We start from the raw sequence: 23,123 nt of genomic DNA, 5'->3' as shown, positions 1-23,123 counted from the left end.
CGGCGCGCACTATATATAAATTTAGCGGAAAAGTCGAGGGGATTTGATTATAAATCATACTGACATGAGTCGAAACGAAAAGAATACTTTGCAGTTAAACTTGCGCAAATTTTTAACTTTTTACCTTAGTCGCATAGTAAACACGGCAAAATTACCTCACTATGAAACCTGAAGTGTAAAACGAAAACAGCTCGGGTTTGAAATGACATTACTGCAAACCGTTACATCTCTCATGCCAATCTTATCTGTACTGGTATTTTTAGTTATATTACGTTGGCCGGCCATGCAGGCAATGGCCGTGAGCTTAGTGATAACAGCGAGTTTAGCGGTGCTAATTTGGCAGGTACCTTATGTGCAGATTTTTGCGTCTATACTTGAAGGCTGGATTATAGCTGCCACTATCTTAGTTATTATTTTTGGCGCAATTTTTTTACTCAATACACTTACACAGAGTGGCGCAATTTCAGTTATTCGGCAGGGGTTTATTGGCATCAGCCCTGATCGACGAATTCAATTAATCATTATTGCTTGGTTGTTTGGTGGCTTTTTAGAGGGCGCTTCAGGATTTGGAACACCAGCCGCAATCTGCGCTCCGCTTCTTATGGCCCTGGGATTCCACCCTCTTGCTGCAGTTGCCCTAGCACTCATTGCTGATTCATCGGCGGTTTCTTTTGGCGCTGTGGGCACACCTATTTTGGTCGGCATTAATCAAGGTCTTGGGCATATTAGCAATGACAGGCTGCAACACATTGCCACTGCAGCAATTAGTATTGATTTGTTTGTCGGTGTGTTTATCCCTTTGATGATGGTAAGTATTCTAACGCGTTTCTGGGGTGAAAATCGCTCATTCAAAGAAGGGTTAGCACTTTGGCCTTTCGCGGTATTTGCCGGTCTTGCATTTTTGCTACCCGCCTGGCTTGTAGCCAATATCCTAGGCCCCGATTTCCCGTCGATTCTCGGTGGGCTTTTAGGCTTAATCATCGTTATTGGCGCAGTCAAACTGAATTTTTTAGTTCCTAAAAAAGTATGGCTATTTGCAGGTGAAGAAGCAACAAATAAGCAGCCTGAACCAGCGGTTCCCCCCCCTAAAAAAGCATCCGAAATGTCAATATACTGTGCTTGGATGCCCTATGTCGTAGTCGCAGTTTTATTGGTACTCACTCGACTAGACTCCTTACCACTTAAACCCCTATTGACTGGTGTAAAAATCGAATTTAACCATATTTTAGGGACCTCAATATCCCATTCTGCTAGTCCGTTGTATTTACCTGGGGTTATATTTGTTTTGGTATGTGTGCTCACCTTCTTCTTACACAAAATGTCCTTACAGCAAATTAGCACATCATTTCGCTTATCTGTGAAGTCGCTAGTGCCATCTCTTTTGACCCTAGCCACAGCCGTCCCCCTAGTCAGAGTTTTTATTAATTCCGATGTTGCCACCAGCCCATTGACAAGTATGCCTAAAGAGTTGGCGATGATGATGTCAGAATTTTTTGGTCAGTCTTGGCCAATGGCTGCCGCTTTCGTCGGTGCGTTAGGTGCATTTATTTCTGGATCCGCGACCTTTTCAAATATGATGTTTGCTGAGCTGCAACAAACTACTGCATTAACGCTAGAAATCGCCCCCAATGTGATTTTAGGGTTACAGATGTTGGGTTCAAATGCAGGGAATATGATTTGTGTTGTAAACGTAGTAGCGGCTTGTTCGGTGGTAGGTCTGAACAACCAGGAAGGTTCTGTTATCAGGCTGACACTCGTGCCAATGATGCTTTATTGTCTTCTCGCAGGTGCAGTGTCGCTTATTTGGTTAAGTGTTGTTAACTAACCCCAATTTAGAATTGAGGCTAGTTAAAACAGGCGAATTGTATAACGAGTTAGGGATTCAGCAAGCTCCCATTGCCCGTTAGGCTGACTCAGCTTTTCTAAAGCTGATCCTAAAGAACACGCTATACAGAACAGGTACGGCAATCAATGTCAGTACTGTGGCGAAGGCTAACCCTCCCATAATAGTCACAGCCATATCAGCAAAGAATGCATCAAACAAAAGTGGAGCCATGCCTAATATAGTGGTAATAGCAGCCAATGAGACAGGTCTGAGACGACTTAAACTGGCATTGGTAATGGCGAGTCTTGGCGTTTGTCCTTCCTCGAGAAGCAAATCGATTTCTTCAATTAGAACAATGGCGTTTTTAATTAACATACCAAACAGGCTTAAAAAGCCTAACAGCGACATAAAACCAAAGGGCATGTCTGTCGCTAATAGTCCGGCAACTACTCCCACGACTGCCATGGGTACTACCATCCAGATGATCAATGGTTGTTTCACTCGACCAAACAACAATACCGAAATTAAAAACATCACCAAAAATCCGACAGGTAGGCCTTTGCCTAGTGCTTCTTGCGCTTCATTGGCATTTTCATACTCGCCACCCCATTCAAGTTTATAACCATCTGGTAAATCAATGGCTTCCACCTTAGGTCGAAGACGCGTGAAGGCTTCACCTGCGGTCTCATTAAAACCAGGCTCGGCTGAAATGGTAATTGTTCTAATTCTATTTCGACGTTGAATTAGCACATCTTCATTCACCAACTCTAGCTCTTTCGACACTTGTTGGAATGGTACGTATACCCGTTGCTGGGAGCTCCATACGCGGTTATTTTCAATGGCTTCAATGGGAGTTTGACCAACAGTAGCCATCTTCGCTTTGATGGGATATGAATAATCACCATCGCGCACTACCCCTAAAGATAATCCATCACTGGCATACTGAATTGCGTCATTAAAATCGGAGCGGGATATTCCTGACATACCGGCATTAAACTCATCATAATGAGCATTCAGAGCAAGACCTTTTTCACGCCAATCATGACGAATATCTCGGATACTCCCGTCTTGATTGAATACCTGTTGTGCTTGTTCTGCTAGCTGCCGCAAAATTAACGGGTCAGGACCAGAGAAACGAGCCTGCAGTTTAGCACCACCACCTGGACCAAACTGCATTCGCTCCATATAAAAATCAGCATCGAGATCAACATCCTTTAGCTTGGCCAAAATAGCTGGAGCCAACTCTTCGATTGCGTCTTTATCGTGTACGCGAATAAACAACAAACCGTAGCTTTCATTATTCGCTTCAGGAGCGTATGTCAGCGTAAAACGGTCAGCTCCTCGCCCGACAAAACTGGTTACTGATTCCACGCCGTCAAAGGTTAAGATTCGTTTTTCAGCTTGTTCAATTTTATCTTCGGTATAGCGTATATCTTGATCTTGCGGTCCCCAGTAATGAATAAAGAAAATAGGTGCATTTGATGAAGGGAAGAACCCTTGCTTCACATAACCAAAGCCAGCCAAAGCAATACCGGTGATCACAACTAACGAGGTGAGTGTCACCCACCTAAACCGCAAAGCTTTATGCAAAATATGTAAAAATACTTTTTGCGTTTTACCAATACTTTCCAGGTCTCCAGCAAACTTTTGTGATTTATACACATAACCACCCAATACAGGCACAACAGTTACGGCTAACACCCAACTCAGCATCAGTGAGACTAAAACAACAAAAAACAGTGAATACAGAAATTCACCTGTGGCGTCATCAGACAACCCAATACCGGAAAATGCAGCAATACCAATAATCGTAGCGCCGAGTAAAGGCCATTGAGTGCGTTTTACCACAAAACTAGCGGCATCCACTGGTTTAGTTCCGCCACGAATTTTTAACATCATACCTTCTGCAACAACAATAGCGTTGTCAACCAACATACCCATAGCTATCACCATGGCCCCTAGAGAAATCCGTTGCAGCTGCACTCCCATTAACCACATGATCATGACAGTGCCAAGCACAGTAATAACCAGCACAGCGCCAACGATGACGGAAGATCGCCAGCCCATAAATAACCAAAGTGTTAGGGTGACCACCACCACGGACATAATAAGGTTCATAATGAATCCGCCAACAGAATCATCGACAATTTTGGCTTGGTCATAAATTGGAGTCAGCTTCATCCCCAGTGGCAAATCATCTAGCAAGCTATCAACTGTTTGACGAACGTGCTCACCCACTTCCACGATATTCACGCCATCGATAGCGGATACCGCTAAGGTGATAGCTTCACTGCCTTGATAGCGAATAAGAGAAGACTGAATTTCAGCAGGTTCGAGTTCGAGCCTGGCAATATCTTTAATACGTACGGAGCGACTGGTACCAGGTATGACTAATGCTAGATTACCGATTTCCTCCAATTGATTTGGAGACTCTTCTACAAGTAATCTGATTTTTTTGCCATCGACTTGGATCCGACCGCTATTAAATGGATTTAAATTGTCTTCAAATAACCCCACAATATCTGGAAAGCTCATACCTAATCCAGCAATTAAATAAGGATCAATATAGGCTACAACTTGCTCTTGCAATACGCCGCTCACTTCAACTTTCGCCACCCCTTCAGTGGTTAATAATTGTCTGCGAATGATCCGCGCAAATTCTCGCATTTCATAAGGGCTAAAGTCGGGGGCAACCAACGCAAAGTACAAACCGTAAACGTCACCAAAGTCATCATAGACCGCAGGTTCTTGGGCGCCAACAGGTAAAGAGCCACTCATATCACCTAGCCGCTTTCTTAGTTCATCCCAAATCTGTGGCAACATATCGCCATCGTAGTGAGGTTGCACTTCAACGGTAATCTCAGACTGCCCTGGTGACGAAATAGACGTTAAACGATAAAGTTGTGACATTTGCTGGATGGCGATTTCCAGAGGTTCTGTAACCTGCTCTTCCACCTTCTTAGCACTTGCACCAGGAAACGCGGTAATGACCTTTACTTGTTTGATGGTAAACGCTGGGTTTTCCAAACGCCCAATCTCAGAAAGTGCAATTAAACCACCGATGGAAAAGACTAAAATAAGCAACCAGATATTCACTGGCGTACGCATGGCATAGCGCGCTATATCCATTTTATTTTTCTCCGTGATAAGGTTCGACTTTCATGCCCGCGTAGACTTGAGCTGCGCCTGCGGAGATAACAAAATCTTGCTCACTTAGTTGACCATCGACGACCACGAAGGACTCTTCCACGCTAAGCACATTGACTTGTACTTTCTCAACAGTTTGTCTCTCAGCAACATATCGCCAAACAAAAAAGCCATCACCATCATTGCCAACCAAGGCACGAAACGGAATTAACATCTCGCCATTATTGCTCGGCGTTTCTACAGTGACATTGACAACGGCGCGGGCTCCCGGAGTAACTTGAAGTTGGCTATTGCTTTCTAGTGCAAATACCGCTTGATAGGTTTGGGTAACGGCATCTGGCTGAGTGGAGTGTTCAATATAAACTAAGTCGTACCATCTATCTGGATTGCCTAAAATCGACCCTTGCGCTTTGATAATCTTACGGCCTGCATTTGCTGACAATACACGCTCAGGTACATTGATATTAAAATAGATCCGCGAAACATCTTGTAGTTGTGCTATGGATTGCCCTGTGGCAACGAAACTATTGTTATCAACTAAACGATTTGCAACAAGAGCATCGAACGGCGCTCGCAGTTGGGTGTATTCAAGGTCTTGTTGAGCGTTGGATAAATCGATTTCAGCTAGTTCATACTCTGTTTTAGCATCATCCAAATTACTTTGTGACACTAACTTTTTACTAAACATTGATTGTATACGGTCTAGCTCCCGTTGAGCTTGTTGCAGCCTGGTTTGCTGTTCTTTCACGTTTCTTTCAAAAGGCTTAGGATCTAAGCTGGCCAGTAAGTGCCCTTTCTTAACGTTTTCTCCGGTAACAATATCAGTGTAAATAAGACGCCCTGTCACTTCAAAACTTAAATCGATAGTTTTTACTGGGGAAACTACCGCCGGAAAAGTCGATTGATTTTGAATAGCAGAAGACATTACAGGGCTTAGCTTTACCATTCGAGGCGATGCAACTTCGACTAGTTTTTGGCTTTCTTCGCCACAAGCACTAAGTAAGCTCACTGAAGCAGTTAAAACTATACTGCTAACCAGCGTACGAATTGATATTTTCATTGGAGGTACTTCTCTATTGTTTAAAGCGAATAAAGCTATTGATAAATATTTAGCTTAAAAGTAAACTACTCGGTGTAGTTTACATTATCATTTAGTTGAAAGTAAACTACAAAATCGTGCCCATTCCCATAAATTTTAGCTATCATAATATTAATTACGTAGGTTTATGACAGAAGTAAAAAAGAGTCGCAGTGAAATAAAGCACGAAGCAATAGTGGAAGCCGCCAAAAGCGCGTTTCAAGAGTTCGGTGTGCAAGCCACCAGCATGGATCGACTTGCTGAGATTGCGGGTGTGTCAAAGCGAACTGTATATAATCATTTTGCAACTAAAGCCGAATTAGTCTTGTATCTGTTAACTGACAATTGGGAAACGTCATTGCTCAAAAGTGCTGTGGTTTATGATCCCGATAAGCCGCTATACGAGCAATTTGTCAATTTAGTGGAAGAGCAAGTAACTTCAATGAGCGATGAACAACACATAGAATTAGTTCGTGTTGCCATAGGCAGCTTTTTTTATGAGCAAGACACCCTAAGAAAGGGAATCGACCGACTTATTAGTTTAGAAACTGCTGCCCATCGCTTTATTAAAGCCGCAGTAAAAGACAATGCACTGATAATCAAAGACGTAAATTTTGCGGTTGATCAATTAAATGACTTAGTCAAAGGACGTTGTTTCTGGCCCTTAGTGTTTAAGTTACAATCACAACTTACTGAAGATGAAAAACGGTTTGTAATAGAGCAATCCGTCGATATTTTTCTAGATCATTATTCAAGTTCGCGAAAACAAGCTAAATAACAATGAAAAATTTTGCATACCTTTTTAAGCACTTATTAGCCTTAACACTAATAATTTCACTCAACACTTTTGCAAATCAAAATACTGCCATAACAGAGACTTCCCAAACTGCCGCATTTGAACTCATCGTTTTAGGCGATAGTGGTGGCATCGAAGATGGTAATTTAAGTGCATTTTTACTGCGCTCACTTAACAGTCGCAACTATGTCGCCTTAGATGCAGGAACATTAGTGAATGGTATAAATCAAAGCGTGCAACATAATGCTTTTGCTGACTTACCTATTGTTAAAAATGAAAGCTGGTCAACAGCAGGAACCATTTTAAGAGAGCATGTTAAAGGCTATCTAATCAGCCATGCCCACCTTGATCACATAAACGGAATGATAGTGGCCTCACCCGAAGACACAAATAAAAATATCTATGCATTGGCATCGGTAAATAACATGATTGGTGAGACCTACTTTAATGGTAAAGCATGGGCGAATTTCACCGACCGAGGCATCCCACCGACCCTGAATAAATATCACGTTGTTGATCTTCCCATTGCTGAACCCGTTAGCATTACCGACACGCAACTAAAAGTAACCGCTTTTAGCCTCAGTCACCCCGTGGAGTCCACTGCTTTTGTGATTGAGAATGGCAGCGATATGTTTGTGTATTTTGGAGATACGGGACCAGATATTGTCGAAAAACAAGGGAAGCTCGACGCAATTTGGACTTATCTAGCAGGGCAAGCAAAACATAAACAATTACGCGGTATCGTTATTGAAGCTTCATTTGAAAATGAACGCCCGCACAATCTCTTATTTGGTCACCTTACACCAAAGTTGTTGCTCCAAGAGCTACATAATTTTGCCTCTAAAATCGGTGGTGAAACGCCTCTACAGAACCTTAAAGTGGTCATAAGCCATATAAAATACACCTTGGCAGAAAACACCAACCCTCGACTTACAATCAAACGTCAATTAGATGAAGCCAACGATTTAGGCTTGCAGATTATCATTCCAGAACAAGGTCAAAAATGGGTCTTTTAAGGTGATATAAATAAAAGGTCGAGTCGCTACACTTATTCGTATTAAATGAAATTTTTGACGCTGTACTAAAGTACTAAGGCGAAATTTTCAACAACCCCCTAAGCTACGTTTACATTTTTTTAACAAAAAAGGTAAACCTATGTTATTTGCTAATAATCGAGTCTTAAGTAGCTTATTTGGCCTGTTTTTTATCCTATCCTCAACGGTATATGCCGGTAGTTGGCAGAACAATCAATCTGTAGGTGGCTTTAGCCAAGTACATATATATACCCCAGATAGCGTCTCTTCTGTAGGTCAGGGACGGGCACTGTTGTTAGTTTTGCACGGTTGCACCCAATCGATTGATGCCTATTTAAATGCACAACTTGAACAAGCTGCCGAAGCTTACGGAATGGTCATTGCGGTGCCCAACGCCATGAATAAAGCCGGCTTTGGATGTTGGTCGTATTGGCAAGGAACGAAATCCAGAAGCGCTGGGGATTATCAAAACCTTATCAACCTAGCCACTGCCCTGCGCAGTGATTCAAGTTATAACATTGATGATGATCAAGTGTACATTTCTGGCCTTTCCTCAGGTGCTTCTTTCGCTAATACAACAGCTTGTTTAGCACCAGATATTTTTGCTGGTATGGGAATAAGCGCAGGACCTAGTATCGGAACGAGCTCGAGTGGGGCCTTGGGTAGTTGCGAATCGGCTAACGTCGCCAGTCGATGCCAAACTTATGCAGGTTCTTTTGCTTCTCAATTCGATACACAGATTGCATCGATAGCCCATGGCGATGCAGATACCACTGTAGACAGCTGCTACAATCAACAAAATGCGCAGGGAATGGCCGCTGTTTATGGCGTATCACAAATACCTGGCAGTCAACAGATAACCCTAGCGGGCAGAACCGCCGATGAAACACTTTGGCAAGATAACCGTGTATCCATGCTTTGGTTAAATGGTGTTGACCATTCTTGGTCTGGAGGTCAAGGTGCAAGCGGTTCTTATATTAGCGGCGCAGGCATTAACTACGCAATGTATTTAGGTCAATATTTCGCTGACAACAATCAGCGAGTAAGTCGCAATGAAGCGCCTGTGGTAGAGACCCTAAATACTCAAGAAAATAGCGGAACCATTTTGATTAGTGGCACAGTTAGTGACATTGATGGTCAAGTAATGCAGATAGACTTCGAAATAGAAGACTCGGTTGGGAATACCTACTCGCTTACCACCCAAACTTTTTCCAATAACAGTTTTTCTATTTCCAGTGCCAGTCTTCCTGATGAGCTATATAACGTTTCTGCCGTTGCTACTGATGATCTTGGGGCATTATCAGAAGTGTCTTCAAGTACCGTCAGAATTGGGCCACCACCTCCAGCTACAGCCCCTTTCTTAACGGATATCATAGCCACGGTGAATAACCAATGTGCCACGGTTTCTGGCAAAGTCGTAGACATTAATCAAAACTTAAGCAACGTGATAGTTAACTTTTCAACCGGCAATGAAACTGCTCAATTGCAAGGGAATACCTTCAGTGCTCAAGCATGCAATTTAGCTGGAGGTCAACAAAGTGCAACTATTGTGGCCAGCGACGCTACAAACTTGCAATCAACAGACACTGTAACCTTCAATATCGACGCTGGCCAAACAGCCACATTAGACCAACACATAAACGCGGGCAGATTAAACTACACAAACTATGCAAATTGTTATTTAGAATACAGTACAAACCCATTTAAACTTAATGAAATAGGCACTTCAGCACAGCAGTGTCAGTGGCAAGATGACGACGCCAGTTGTACAGGACCCGTTCAGGCATGCAGCACATCAGATGGTGGCGGCGGTGATGACGATGGTGATGACGATAGCGCAAGTTGCGAGCAACACAGCACTTACAATTATTATCATAAAACCGCTGGACGCGCTTATAGCTCTGGTAATCCATATTCCCCAAATTATTTTGCGCAAGGTAGTGATGAAGCCATGTCAGGCTCGACTTGGGGAAGTACTAGTTTATTCAGTACAGATACGCAAAACTGGGCGATTGGCACTTGTCCGCAATAGTGTTAGTTGAAACATTGTCAGTGAGCCTTTAGCTCGCTGACAATTTGTTCCTGTTAGTCACTCTAATGACAGTTTTTATGGTTTTTCAAATCTAACAAAAAAGACTGCGCCACTTTTACGGTTTCCAGCGGACGTTCAATATTAATATAGTGACCGCCACTTTCAAATGTCACTAGCTTGGTTAAACAGGCATTGGGTAAGGCATCAATAAATGCATCCGCTGTGCTTGTATCGAGGGCTTTATTGGCGGTTCCCCATAAAACCAAGCTTGGCGCTTTGACATGAGCCAATACTCTTTGAGGATCACCCTTTTCATACAACTTAAACGTTGTAATAGAGGTTTTATCACGATCTTGAATATTTAAAAAATCCAATTTACGCTGCAGAAATTCAGGCGTAACTTTAGTTTTGTCATTGATATAGCTGTCATAAAAGAACACCAGATCGTCTTTGGTAACGACCGGGGAGTACAAAAAGCTGCTAGTACGTTTACGCGAGGCACCCTCTTTTTTAGGCGCTTTTTTAACGGCATTCGCAGTTTGTATACCTGCAGAATTAATTAATACCATAGAGGTCACTCTTTCAGTACGTGTGGCCGCATAACGAAAAACGACCATACCACCGTAAGAGATGCCAACAATGCCAAATTTTTCAACGCCAACATGATCCATTAAGCTATCGATAAGGGTGTGTGTGCGGTCAACGGAATAGTTATTATTGGCAATGTTGCCAGACATACCAAATCCAGGAATATCAAAACGCACTACCCTAAAACCAGATTTCAACAGTTCTTGTGTCCACACATCCCAATCATATAGATCACCTAGTGTTCCATGAACAAGCAAAATAACGGGCCCTTTACCTTCATCTTTGTAATGTACGTTGACCCCATCTAAGTCAACAAACTGAGACTGACTAACAGCATATTTAGCTCGAATTTCTTCCATGGAGTGAACGCGAGTGGTTTTAACCTCAGGCACTTCAGTATCACTAAAAGCGGAAGGAACATTTATCACATATAGACCGATACTGACTATTGCGGCGAGTAACCTATTTTTAATTTGCATTTGCTAGTCCTTTTTTATGATATTAATCCTTCAACATAACGATAAAAATCTTCTCTGGCATTAACAAATGTCAACTATCAGAAGTTTTTTCTACTAATTTTATACAATTTCTTGGCCTACCCTATTTAGTCGAGTCCACTAAACGCTTTTTTGATTGTTATCAAATTATTTTGACCGGAATAGTGCTATACCTAAACCAGTCGCTGAAACTCTTTATTGAACAACATCAGGAATACACACTTTGCTTTTTTCATCTTGCATACAGCCATTATTCAACAAGTTTATACTGGGTCTAGTTCTTATCTTTTCAGTTTCAATTCATTGTTTTGGATTAGACTCAGAAACCCTAACCCTGACGGCTAATGACCGCAATATTTCTGTGTGGAAATGGCAAGCGAAAGGTGAAGAAAAAGGCGTCATACTATTTTCCCACGGCGCCCTATCTGCACCTTGGAAGTACGATCCTTTAATCCAACCATGGATTGAGCAAGGTTTGACCGTTTATGCACCTTTACATATTGACTCAACTGACCACCCTGAAAATCATAAATACTCTCGCAATATGTCGTGGCAGGCGAGATTGGAAGACATGCAATTATTAGCAGACACCTTCGGTGGCGAACATTATATCGCTGCGGGCCATAGCTATGGTGCACTAACGGCTCTCGTAAAAGGAGGAGTAAAGGCAACGATTCCTGAAGGTATGAAGCCTTCCCAAGCAGATCCCCGTGTTGTCATGGTGTTAGCATATTCTCCCCCCCCTGCAATGCCCGGGTTGATTGATAAACAAGGTTTTTCAGGATTAGCGGTACCCGCTTTGATTCAAACAGGCACTAATGATATTCCCATGGGCGCTTCATTAGATTGGTCGGCACATCTTGATGCTTATGAGATGGCACCAGCGACAATGGATCATTATGCTTTGGTGTTGGATGATGTAGACCACTATTTTGGCGGGGCAATTTGTCGTCCTGAATTACCAGGTCCCAAACAACTCGACGAACTTAAACAAGTCAGTGATATTTCTGAACTTATTATCAACGGTTATTTTTTCACTGAGCAAGACGCAATCAACCAGCTTAACTCTTTACTTTCCTCTGAAGGGCCTACGATGCTGAGCAGAAAATAGTGCATAACTGAAAATCTGATGGTTTTAACAATCACCTCAAACAATAATTTCCCAAAGTATCGGGGCCAGGTGTCCCCCTTAAATACACTCTGCTAAATTTGAACTCTAATTTGAGCAGCACAAACTGCTCAGTTAGGTTCCTATTCTTAGGGTGCACTGCATATCAGTGCCATTAAAATGTTCCAACATTGATATTTGTCATTGCGTGAATCCCCCCCCTCGCTATTCTGGTTTTCAAATCTTCACGGCTATTAAGACTGATAGAGCCAGTAGTTAGTTAACACTCACTAGTCGCACAAGTTAAGCACCTGAGTTGAGTAAACCTAAGGGGAAAAATTATGAGTTATCGTTTAGGCGTTGATGTCGGGGGCACATTCACTGATTTGCTTCTCATCAATGAAATATCAGGACAAACCTACACAGCCAAAGTACCTTCCACACCCCATGATTCGTCAGAGGGGGTATTAAACGGTATAGCCCGCATCTGCCAAGAATCCGGCGTTGACCCTAAACAAATTCATAGGGTGATGCACGGAACCACAGTAGCAACCAATGCGGTATTAACGGAAAAAGGCGCGAAGGTGGGATTGGTCACAACACAAGGTTACGAACAAACCTTGCAAGTGGCCCGCTCGTTTTGTCCCGGCGGTTTAGGTGGCTGGGTGAGTTTTGTGAAAAAAGCCCTTTTAGCGCCTTTAGAGCTCACTATTGGGGCAAATGAGCGCATCGGCGCAGACGGTAAAGTAGTAACCAAATTAGATAAAGAAGCCTTACGTTCAAGCATGCAAAAATTGGCAGATAAAGGAGAAGTGGAAGCCATCACAATTTGCTTTATAAACTCCTATTTGAATAATGAACATGAAAAACAAGCCAAAGAAATCGCTCAACAAGTTTTTGCTGACATGCCTATTTCCATTTCCAGTGAAGTGGTACCTGAAATGCAGGAATATGAGCGTACAGAAACCACAGTTGTTAACTCCTATGTTCGTCCAGAAGTCGCTAAATACGTTAATAACTTACAAAATGCGTTAATCGACCGCATGGGCGAAGATGTTCAGTTATCGATCCTACGCTCAGATGGTGGCCTTGCATCAGGGCGAGCATCTGCTGATTCCCCCGTAAATCTGCTAATGTCTGGCCCTGCCGGTGGTGTTTCCGGTGCCATTTATTTTTGTAGTCGAGCTGGATATAACGACATACTAACGTTCGACATGGGGGGTACTTCTACTGACGTCGCACTCATTCAAAACGCAAAAGCCAAAGTACGTCGCGAGACTATCGTTGGGGATGTTCGAGTACGTGCGCCCTCGGTAGATGTTCGTACGGTTGGAGCCGGTGGAGGTTCAATTGCGTTTGTTCCTGAACTCACCAAAGCTCTTCGGGTAGGCCCAGAGTCCGCCGGTGCAGTGCCTGGTCCTGCAGCCTATATGAAAGGAGGGGAAGAACCTACAGTATGTGATGCCAATGTGGTGCTTGGTTACCTACCAGCAGACGTACAGCTAGGTGGGGCCATGGCCATTGATCGCGAAGCTGCGGTTAAAGCGGTTCAAAAGGTGGCTGATGGTATGGGCATCGATTTAATGGACGCCGCTGAAGGTATCATCAAAATTGTTAATGAAGCCATGTTTGGAGCCTTGCGTTTAGTGTCTGTGGAGCAAGGTTATGATCCGCGAGATTTTGCCTTGGTTGGTTTTGGTGGTGCAGGTCCTTTACACGCTAATGCCTTAGGAATTCTGACTGAAGCTTGGCCGGTCATTGTGCCACCCGGTCCAGGGGTACTCTGTGCCTATGGTGATGCAACTACGCAAGTACAAGATGAAGCTGCTCGCACCTATTTGACTTTAGCTCAGGATACAGACGCTAAGACCCTTTTGTCTGACCTCAATGATTTAAAAGACCGTGCTTCAGAGTCGTTAATTGCCGATGGCATAAGCAAAGACGATTTAGAAGTGATCTATCAGGCTGACTTACGTTATGCAGGACAGGCATTTGAAATCAGTGTGGAGTTTAGCGAACAACAATTGAAAGATCAGGGTCTAGATGTTTTAACCGGGTTTTTCGACAAAGAACATGAAAAGTTATTTACCTTCAAGCTCGAAAATGGTCATGAGATATTGATGATCCGCGCCGTGGTAAAAGCCCAATCCAGCCCAATTGCAGAGCGTAATATCGGTCAAGCTGATTTTGCTCTGAGTGACTGCAAAATTCAAGACACCCGCTTTTTCTACGATGGTCAATGGCATGACGGGGTGATTTATGACCGCAAAAAGCTACATCAAGAATTAGTTGTGGCAGGTCCCGCCATTGTTAACGAAATGGACTCTACCACTGTCATTTTACCAGGTTATCAAGCCAGCATTGATGGTGTAGGCAACCTATTAATCAATCCGGCTGTTTAAGGGGAATATTCTTATGAGCGCAATTATTTTAGAAACCAACAAAACCCCGTTACAACGAGTTGATGTTGACGGTGTGACTGTCGATATTATTGAAAATGCCTTACGAAATGCCCGCGAAGAAATGGATGCGGTTTTGTTTAGAACCGCCATGTCGCCGGGAATACGAGAACAAGGAGACTGTTTTCCCCTAATAGCAAATCGCGAAGGTAAAATGGTAGTGGGCCAAATGGGCTCATTTATTACGGGTTTTACCGATGCCTACGACGGAACGCTGGAAGAAGGCGATATTATTTTAACCAATGACCCTTACATGTGTAATGCCGCTGTTTCCCACTTAAATGACTGGTTGGTTTTAGTGCCAGTGTTTAAAGAGGGGCGTCACATAGCTTGGGCAGCGATGTTTGGACACATGTCTGATAATGGCGGTATGGTACCCGGCTCGATGCCAATTGAAGCCACCTCAATATTTCAAGAAGGGGTGCGTATCCCGCCGGTTAAACTATATAAAAAAGGGGTGCTACAAGAGGAAATCTTAGAGCTTATTTTACACAACGTACGCACGCCACAATGGAACCGTTTCGACTTAAATGCCCTGGTTGCCGCCTGCAAAACGGCATCCAAGCGTTGTAACGAATTAGCCGAACGATTCAGCGATGACATCTTTGATTCCACAATGCAGATCATGCTTGAACGCAATAAGATGGCAATGGGTCAAATTATTAAGATGTTTATACCCGAGGAGCCACGCGAGTTTGCCGATTATTTATGTGATGACGGCATGGGAATGGGGCCGTACAAAATTAACTGCAAAATGTGGCGTGAAGGCGAGAAAGTCATTTTCGACTTTGCTGGTACTGATCCCCAAGCGCAAAGTTCAGTAAACTTCTATTTGAATGAAGAAATGTTCAAAATGTTTTTTGGTTCATTCACCATTAACGTTGTCGATCCACAAATTATTTTCAACGATGGATTCTACGATTTAGTGGATGTTCGGATCCCAGAAGGCACCTTACTGAAACCTAAATATCCTGCGGCTCTTTCAGGTCGAACCCATGCTCTAGGTCGTATTTTTGATATTCTTGGCGCTTTATTGGGTATGGGAGCCCCACAAGAGCTGCTAAATGCTGCCGGTTTCTCAGACTCTCCCCATTTATTTTATTCGGGTTATGACGACCAAGATGAATGGTTCCAGTTATTTCAAATTGGTTTTGGTGGTATACCAGGGCGCCCCGTTGGAGATGGACCCGATGGGCACTCATTGTGGCCAGGATTCACCAATGTTCCTAATGAATTTATTGAATCTTACTTTCCCATGCGTATTGAAAAATACGAGACCATCGCCGATTCAGGGGGGGCTGGATTGAACCGCGGCGGCAACGGTTTAACGGTAGCTTACCGCTTTTTATGCGATGGGCAAATCGCCATCCATGATGACCGTTGGTTGGTCCATCCCTGGGGAGTAAACGGTGGCGAGCCAGGGATGCGCTCTACTAAACGTATTGTTCGCGTTGACGGTAGTGAAGAGTGGCTGCCAGCGAAATGTGAAAACATTAAAGTGAAAGCTGGTGATGTATTGCACTTCAACACTTGGGGTGGCGGCGGCTGGGGAGACCCTTACGCCCGTGATCCACAAAAGGTCCTTGATGATGTAAACCGCGATTTAGTTACGGTTGAAGGTGCACTACGTTATGGCGTTGTGATCAGCCATAACCAAGTTGATGAACAAGGGACTAGTGCACTTAGAAGTAAACTTCGTGATCAGCGTGGGGAAATTCCGCTGTTCAACCATGGTGGCAGTATCGAAGAAATTAAAGCCCGTTGCTTACAAGAAACTCATCTTCCAGCCCCCATAACACCATCATTTCAACAAATGAAGAATTAACCTAACAACAGTTTAAATTCAGATACGCCGCCAGCTTATAGCTGGCGGTACATTTCAGGCATGTATCTGAATTATAACCAAAACACGAAATTTGGAGAACAGATTACATGGTTACTCAAAATAGCCCTAAAACCCTTTATGACAAACTCTGGGAACGCCGTTGTATCAGTACATCGGAAGATGGAATGTCGTTAATATATATCGACCGACACATTGTCCATGAAGTGTCATCAGCACAAGCCTTTGAAGGTTTACGCGCGGCAAATCGACAACCTTGGCGCCGCGATTCAGTTATCGCCACGCCAGATCACAATGTCCCTACCACCGACCGCGAGTCAGGCATAGAAGGGATCGCTGATGATATATCGCGAATTCAAGTGAAAACTCTCGATGATAACTGCCATGACTTTAATATTCGTCAATTTGATCTGAAGGATAAACGTCAGGGGATCGTACATGTTATCTCTCCCGAACAAGGTCTCACCTTACCAGGCATGACCATCGTCTGCGGTGATTCACATACTGCCACCCATGGAGCATTTGCAGCCTTAGGCGTTGGCATAGGTACCTCAGAAGTTGAACACGTATTAGCCACCCAATGTTTACTGCAACGTAAAGCAAAAAACATGCTGATTGAAGTAAACGGTGAGTTGCACCCAGGGGTGACAGCCAAAGATGTCGTCCTTTACGTAATTGGCCAAATTGGCACTGCTGCGGGTACTGGCTGCACCATTGAGTTTGCCGGTTCAACTATCCGCGGATTGACTATGGAAGGTCGTATGACAGTCTGTAACATGGCCATTGAAGCGGGCGCGCGAGCGGGACTAGTAGCCTATGATCAAGTAACTGAAGATTATATTAAGGGTCGTCCTTTCGCTCCTAAAAACGCGTTATGGGATAAAGCGACCGCCATGTGGAAGGACCTGCATAGTGATCAGGGAGCCCAGTTCGATCTGCAGTATCAATTTAGAGCAGAAGATATTAAACCACAAGTGAGTTGGGGCACGTCGCCAGAGATGGTGATGTCAGTGGATAAACTCATTCCTAACCCGGCATTATTTGAACAAAAATCAGAAGATTATCAAAAAGCCCTTAACTACATGGGTTTAACCGCTGGTCAAGCCATCACAGATGTCACCCTAGATCGGGTGTTCATTGGCTCTTGCACCAATTCCCGCATCGAAGACATTCGCGCCGTTGCACAAATGGTAGAAGGCAAAACAGTTGCTAAAACAATCAAACAAGCATTAGTGGTACCCGGATCAGGTTTAGTGAAACAACAAGCTGAAGATGAGGGTCTGGATAAGATTATTTTAGATGCAGGTTTCGAGTGGCGGGAACCCGGCTGTTCCATGTGCTTAGCAATGAACGCCGACCGTTTAATGTCAGGTGAACACTGTGCTTCCACCTCCAATCGTAATTTTGAAGGCCGCCAAGGTAGTGGTGGACGTACTCATCTAGTCAGTCCTTCAATGGCAGCCGCTGCCGCCATTGCTGGTCACTTTGTCGATATCACTCAAGACGGAGTTCTGTAATGAAAAAATTCTTATCTCACACTGGAAAAGTGTTACCTTTTGATCGTAGTAACGTTGATACTGATGCGATTTTGCCAAAACAATATTTGAAATCCATAAGCAAATTTGGCTTTGGCGATTGGCTATTTGATGACTTGCGTTATTTGGATCCGGGTGATGTTAGAACAGACTGCACAACCCGCAAAATTAACCCAGACTTTGTGCTAAACAAACCCCAATTTGAAAATGCCAATATATTACTTGCCCGTGAGAACTTTGGCTGTGGTTCGAGCAGAGAACACGCTGTTTGGGCGTTAAAGGGTTATGGGATTAGGGTAGTCATTGCCCCTAGCTTTGCGGATATATTTTACAACAACTGCTTCAAAAACGGTGTTTTACCCGTTGTATTGCCGGCCAATGTGGTGGATAGCTTATTCAAGTTAACGGCCCAACATGAAAGTATTCAGCTGACTGTTGATTTAGAGAATTGTAAAGTTAGCTATGGAAATGAACAAAGTTGGTCATTTACAGTAGATGAATCGAGACGCCAAAATTTGTTGCAAGGTCATGATGAGATTTCAATTACTTTATTACAAACAGCGGCCATTCAAGATTTTGAAAACAACTTGAAATCCTCCGAAGAGTGGTTGTTCAGCCAGTAAACTGCAATTACTGCCTTAGCCACAAAACATGAGGTTAAGGCAAGCAAAAAAAAACGGATATTGACTAGTCAATATCCGTTTTTTATTAGCCCAGCGGCTCTAAATAGCGCTACAACACTGCGCAGATGGTTTTCCATTCAAGATAGTTATCCATCGCTTGCTTTCCACTATCACGGCCATAACCAGAACTCTTCATGCCACCAATGGGCATGGCAGGGTCAAACATGGAATGGGTATTAATCCACACAGTGCCAGCTTCAATTTGTCGAGACAATCGATGAGCACTGGATAAATCTTGCGTCCAAACACTGGCCGCCAAACCATATTCGTTATCGTTACTCCATTGCAACGCTTCATTAATATCGTCATACGGTTCTGCCACTAGCACAGGTCCAAAAACTTCCTGGCAATGGATGGGACTGGTGGTTTTCGTACCTGTTACTACTGTGGGTTGAATAAAAGTACCTGCACGACCAAAACGTTCCCCACCGGTTAGAATAGTGGCACCTTCAGCCTTCGCACCTTGAATGTACTGTTCAATTTTCTCCCCTTGCTGGGATGACACAACCGGTCCCATTTGGGTTTCTTGGTTTAAACCATGACCCACTTTCAATCCAGCACCATACGCTGCAATACCCTCAACCACTTGGTCAAAAATAGAGCGGTGAATATAGGTACGGGAATTGGCTACGCATACTTGACCACCATTGAAAAAGATACCATTGGCAATTCCCGGGATAGCTAGATCTAAGTCAGCATCTGGTAGCACTATGGCGGGCGATTTTCCCCCCAGCTCCAAAGTGACACGGGTTAGGTTTTGTTTACTGGCTTCAACAATTGCACGACCTGTGGTCGTTGAACCTGTAAACGCCACTTTATCAACACCTGAATGGCTAGCTAGTACGCTTCCACACTGAGCGCCATCCCCTGTTACTACGTTCATCACACCTGGCGGTACGCCCGCTTCGGTAATTAACTCAGCTAAACGCAACGCAGTTAGGGAGGTTAATTCAGCGGGTTTATGTACAATGGTACAGCCTGCAGCAAGGGCAGGTGCTAGCTTCATGGCAGTTAGAATTAAGGGTGAATTCCATGGCGTGATTGCAGCAACCACACCGACAGGTTCACGAACGGTCCAAGCATGAACTTGTTTACCTTCAGGTTGATAATTAACTGACGGATTTAACGTATTGCCGTCTAAGGTAAGTGCTTGTCCGGCGAAAAATCGAAACTGTCCAGCAACTGCAGGCACTTCTGCCCAACGAGCTACAAACCAAGGTTTACCTTGGTCAAGTACTTCTAATTCGCACAATTCATCCATATGTTGATCAACCAGATCCGCAATACGATTTAAAATCATACTCCGTTCCATGGGTGTCATGGTTGCCCAAGGACCTTTTAATGCTTGTTGCGCTGCGGCGACGGCATGATCCACATCAGCCTGATTTGCATTGGCGATACGCGCGATCACCTTACCTGTAGCAGGGTCGCTGGTTTCTAAATACTGGCCACTTTTGGGAGCGCAATACTCACCGTTAATGAACAGTTGTTTATCCGGTGTTGTCGCAAGCAAATCGCGAACAGCTTGGGTTTGCGGCTCTGGAATCACGTCGTCGTTTAATGTTGCAGTAGTCATAAAAGGCTCCTTATTGGATGTCAAATCGACTTATATTTGGCCAGGAATATGATGGGCTTGCTGATGTTCTAAGTACCAATCAGCAATCTCTTCTCGCGTAGTCCACCACACATCGGGTAACGTTTTTGCGTATTCTATAAACTCACGGATAGCTCTAATGCGATAGGCTCGTCCTGTAACATGTGGATGTAAGCCTACGTTCATAATACGCGCCTGAGTCGCACCTTCTTTATACAATACATTCAACTCTTCAATTAAAATATCTCGGTATTCATCAGTGGTGTGGCCACGTCGGGTGATGATAGTAAAATCGTTGATTTCATTTGAATAAGGCACCGACACTATAGGCCCATTATCTGTGCGGATCATGAAGGGTTGATCATCATTCATAATGTCGCAATAGAACTTATAACCTTCTTTAGCGAGTATCGCCGGCGTATTAAGTGTACCCCGTAGAGATGATGACAACCATCCAACAGGACGACGTCCTACATACTCTTCAAACATACTGATTGAACGGGAAATCACTTCTTGTTCTTTTTCGGGTTCATGGGCGAAGTTAGTCAGCAGTTCGCCTTGTTCGTAATTGTGGGTAATCAGTTCCCATCCGCGGTCCAGGCAGGCTTGTACCATTGCCCCACGACGCTCAAACGTAACCGCGTTAGTCGTGCAACTAGCTTTCACCTTTAACTCATCAAATAATTCGTATAAACGCCAGATACCTACTCGTTGACCGTATTCGCGCCACGTATAATTGGGGAAGTCTGGGGTGTTACCGGGAAGGATGTCGGGTAATACTGCAGGGCCACCCGCATAATATGGCTCATCAGTGTCTTTGGTTAAATCCCAAGTTTCAAGATTAAAGGTTAGGATTAACGCGACTTTTTTACCATCTGGCCATTTCAATTGGCCACGTTCACTAATGGGGACGTAATTATATTCCATCTTAAAATTCCTCTAACAAGCGACCAAAACCAGTCACTTTATCCGTGATCCCGAAGGTGCGTAGTGCATGCCAATAAGTAGCAGTATTAATTGCAATAACAGGTTTACCGAGCTCAAGCTCTAATTTAGGAGCAAGACTGGCCATACATAAATTGGTTCCAACTTGCACAATAGCGTCTACATCATCCCCATTTAGTTTTGCCACAGTTTCCCGGGTTAATGAAAACGGAGTTTCCGCAATGCTCAACCAGCTAGGTCTTTCTAATGGGATATCACGTACCGTTTCGAATCCATGATCACTCAGGTAATTTGCTACCTCTTTATTTGCAACGGGGAAGTATGGCGATAAAAAGGCAACTTTTTTAATCCCACCAATTGCTTGCATAGCAGCAACAACTGACTCAGAGCCCATAGATATTCTTAAGCCCGAGAAAGATTCGATACGATTTTTCCAAGCCTCTGCGCCTTTTGCTCCGCCGTAAAATGTTACAGCCGACATTCCCATTACAAGGTAGTCAGGGGCACAGGTAAGTACGCCTCTTACAGCTTCTTCTGTACCTTGGTCGATTAAATTTGTGCCCGCCATAAAACTCTCATTAGAGACCGCATTGGCGTTTTCAATCACGATACGACTGTAGTGATTTGTCACTCCTGCTGGGCGCATATCATCAAATTCAGGTTGTACAATAGTATTAGTTGATGGACCTAACACACCAAATTTAGCTCGATATCCGAGTGCGTCTTTCATAATTATTCCTATTTGATTTTGTTTGCTTCTTCAAGGCTGGTAAACATGGCTTGTCGTCTAAGGAAAGCTAAACGTTTTTCGTCATCATTACAGATATCGTGCATTTCTTGTAAACGCATAGCATGGTTTTCTTCAGGGCTATGCTCTAACAACTTTTTGTTCTGCATGGTTTGCGCCTGAATAAAACTATGGGTAACTGGACGACGTTGGGCGTCATACAATTCAAAATTAGCGTCATCGTGACCTTCGGTAAGGTTTAACTTAATTTTATCTGCTAAATTCCAACCGTCATGAATACCGCTGTTCATGCCAAAGCCACCTAATGGGTTATTCATGTGACAAGCGTCACCCACTAAACAAACTCGACCATGATTAAATTTCTTGGCAACGCGCTGATGTACCCGATAAATCGTTCGGTGTTCAGTTTCCACATCTTCACGGCCAATAAGATCACGGAAAACTTGGTTTTTCTTTTCGTCTGAAAGTAAGTAATCGTCTGGTTGATCTTCACTCGCAGGTACCAAAATTCGCCATACACTTGGCACACGAAGAAGCACCATCCATTCTTTGGGATCAGAGACATAACTCACGTATGCAAGGTTGTCGATGTAGTCTTTTAGCTCAACTTTAGTAGATAACGTTAGGAACTTCTCAGGATAAGTGAAGCCTTCAAATTCAACCCCTAACCATTTACGAATAATGGAATTACCACCGTCTGCTGCAACCAAATATTTAGCTTTCACTTTTTCGATGGCAAAAGGCCCCTCTAAAGCGACTTCAACGCCATCTTCGGTTTGCTCAAAATGGACTACTCGGTGACTAAATTTCACCTCTGCTTTTGGATGTTTATCTAATTTTTCAGCAACCATGCTGGCTAACACATGCTGCTCGCATTGTAAGCGATAAGGAAACTTCTCTTTACCCTCTAATTCAGATAAATCGAACTCGACAACTTCGCCAGTAGCACGTTCGCGAAAATGATAAATTGGCGCTTTTAAACCACGTTCAATTAATTCATCCGCCATCCCTAATTCATCGAGCATTTCTAATGTTGGTGGATGAAATGTTGAAGCACGCAAATCAACTGCGCAATTTGGACCCGCTTCACATAACATTACATCAAACCCCATACTTGCAAGTCGATAAGCAGTAACGGTTCCCACTGGTCCTGCACCTGCCACAATGATTTGTGTTGATTTCATAGTTACTTAACCTCGTATAATAAGTGA

At 43.6% G+C, this 23,123-nt stretch carries 16 protein-coding genes; 9 read left to right on the top strand and 7 right to left on the bottom strand.

Features of this window, described 5'->3' with window-relative positions:
- The first annotated feature begins 202 nt into the window (after positions 1-202).
- A complete protein-coding gene (locus Q4574_RS07310) occupies positions 203-1,825 on the top strand; it encodes an L-lactate permease (RefSeq protein WP_303473077.1) in 1,623 nt (540 codons plus the stop codon).
- A 78-nt stretch (positions 1,826-1,903) separates the two neighbouring features.
- Here the strand turns inward: Q4574_RS07310 and Q4574_RS07305 are convergent, their stop codons facing one another.
- Positions 1,904-4,954 carry an efflux RND transporter permease subunit gene (locus tag Q4574_RS07305; RefSeq protein WP_303473075.1) on the bottom strand — a complete coding sequence of 1,017 codons (3,051 nt, stop codon included), beginning with the start codon at positions 4,952-4,954 and terminating at the stop codon, positions 1,904-1,906.
- 1 nt (position 4,955) lies between these two features.
- Complete coding sequence (locus tag Q4574_RS07300) at positions 4,956-6,032, bottom strand: efflux RND transporter periplasmic adaptor subunit (RefSeq protein WP_303473073.1); 1,077 nt, start codon at positions 6,030-6,032, stop codon at positions 4,956-4,958.
- 166 nt (positions 6,033-6,198) lie between these two features.
- Here Q4574_RS07300 and Q4574_RS07295 point away from each other — a divergent pair, with 166 nt between their 5' ends.
- From Q4574_RS07295 to Q4574_RS07285, 3 genes are all read left to right on the top strand, one after another.
- Positions 6,199-6,828, top strand: coding sequence for a TetR/AcrR family transcriptional regulator (locus Q4574_RS07295; protein ID WP_303473071.1), 630 nt, complete (start codon positions 6,199-6,201; stop codon positions 6,826-6,828).
- 2 nt (positions 6,829-6,830) lie between these two features.
- Positions 6,831-7,862 carry an MBL fold metallo-hydrolase gene (locus Q4574_RS07290; RefSeq protein WP_303473069.1) on the top strand — a complete coding sequence of 344 codons (1,032 nt, stop codon included), beginning with the start codon at positions 6,831-6,833 and terminating at the stop codon, positions 7,860-7,862.
- 139 nt (positions 7,863-8,001) lie between these two features.
- Positions 8,002-9,912: a PHB depolymerase family esterase gene (locus tag Q4574_RS07285; protein ID WP_303473067.1), complete on the top strand. Its 1,911-nt coding sequence runs from the start codon at positions 8,002-8,004 to the stop codon at positions 9,910-9,912.
- A gap of 62 nt (positions 9,913-9,974) precedes the next feature.
- Here the strand turns inward: Q4574_RS07285 and Q4574_RS07280 are convergent, their stop codons facing one another.
- Positions 9,975-10,979: an alpha/beta fold hydrolase gene (locus Q4574_RS07280; protein ID WP_303473065.1), complete on the bottom strand. Its 1,005-nt coding sequence runs from the start codon at positions 10,977-10,979 to the stop codon at positions 9,975-9,977.
- 241 nt (positions 10,980-11,220) lie between these two features.
- Between Q4574_RS07280 and Q4574_RS07275 the strand changes: the two genes are divergently transcribed.
- From Q4574_RS07275 to leuD, 5 genes are all read left to right on the top strand, one after another.
- Positions 11,221-12,108: a hypothetical protein gene (locus tag Q4574_RS07275; protein WP_303473063.1), complete on the top strand. Its 888-nt coding sequence runs from the start codon at positions 11,221-11,223 to the stop codon at positions 12,106-12,108.
- A 338-nt stretch (positions 12,109-12,446) separates the two neighbouring features.
- The gene (locus Q4574_RS07270; protein WP_303473061.1) at positions 12,447-14,507 is read left to right on the top strand and encodes a hydantoinase/oxoprolinase family protein; all 2,061 of its coding nucleotides are present in this window, start codon (positions 12,447-12,449) and stop codon (positions 14,505-14,507) included.
- A 13-nt stretch (positions 14,508-14,520) separates the two neighbouring features.
- Positions 14,521-16,389 (top strand): hydantoinase B/oxoprolinase family protein, encoded by a 1,869-nt coding sequence (locus Q4574_RS07265; RefSeq protein ID WP_303473059.1) that lies wholly within the window; start codon positions 14,521-14,523, stop codon positions 16,387-16,389.
- Between the two features lie 107 nt (positions 16,390-16,496).
- The gene (gene leuC, locus Q4574_RS07260) at positions 16,497-17,924 is read left to right on the top strand and encodes a 3-isopropylmalate dehydratase large subunit (protein ID WP_303473057.1); all 1,428 of its coding nucleotides are present in this window, start codon (positions 16,497-16,499) and stop codon (positions 17,922-17,924) included.
- Entirely contained in the window at positions 17,924-18,565 is a 642-nt protein-coding gene (gene leuD / locus Q4574_RS07255) for a 3-isopropylmalate dehydratase small subunit (protein ID WP_303473055.1), read from the top strand. Before leuC ends, leuD begins: the two co-directional genes overlap by 1 nt.
- A 109-nt stretch (positions 18,566-18,674) precedes the next feature.
- Here leuD and Q4574_RS07250 read toward each other — a convergent pair whose 3' ends face one another.
- From Q4574_RS07250 to Q4574_RS07235, 4 genes are read right to left on the bottom strand one after another with little or no spacing between them, the layout of a single operon-like run.
- A complete protein-coding gene (locus Q4574_RS07250; RefSeq protein ID WP_303473054.1) occupies positions 18,675-20,201 on the bottom strand; it encodes an aldehyde dehydrogenase in 1,527 nt (508 codons plus the stop codon).
- Between the two features lie 30 nt (positions 20,202-20,231).
- Positions 20,232-21,146: a polysaccharide deacetylase family protein gene (locus Q4574_RS07245; RefSeq protein ID WP_303473052.1), complete on the bottom strand. Its 915-nt coding sequence runs from the start codon at positions 21,144-21,146 to the stop codon at positions 20,232-20,234.
- Between the two features lies 1 nt (position 21,147).
- Positions 21,148-21,894, bottom strand: a complete 747-nt coding sequence (locus Q4574_RS07240) for a hypothetical protein (protein ID WP_303473050.1) — start codon at positions 21,892-21,894, stop codon at positions 21,148-21,150.
- Positions 21,895-21,902: 8 nt separating this feature from the next.
- Positions 21,903-23,096 (bottom strand): NAD(P)/FAD-dependent oxidoreductase, encoded by a 1,194-nt coding sequence (locus Q4574_RS07235; RefSeq protein ID WP_303473048.1) that lies wholly within the window; start codon positions 23,094-23,096, stop codon positions 21,903-21,905.
- Positions 23,097-23,123: the final 27 nt, after the last annotated feature.

This window comes from Aliiglaciecola sp. 3_MG-2023 (assembly GCF_030548205.1).
In the GTDB taxonomy this organism is placed as follows: domain Bacteria; phylum Pseudomonadota; class Gammaproteobacteria; order Enterobacterales; family Alteromonadaceae; genus Aliiglaciecola.
Note: the sequence above shows the minus strand (reverse complement) of the source record. Positions and strands in the feature narration are given on the sequence as shown.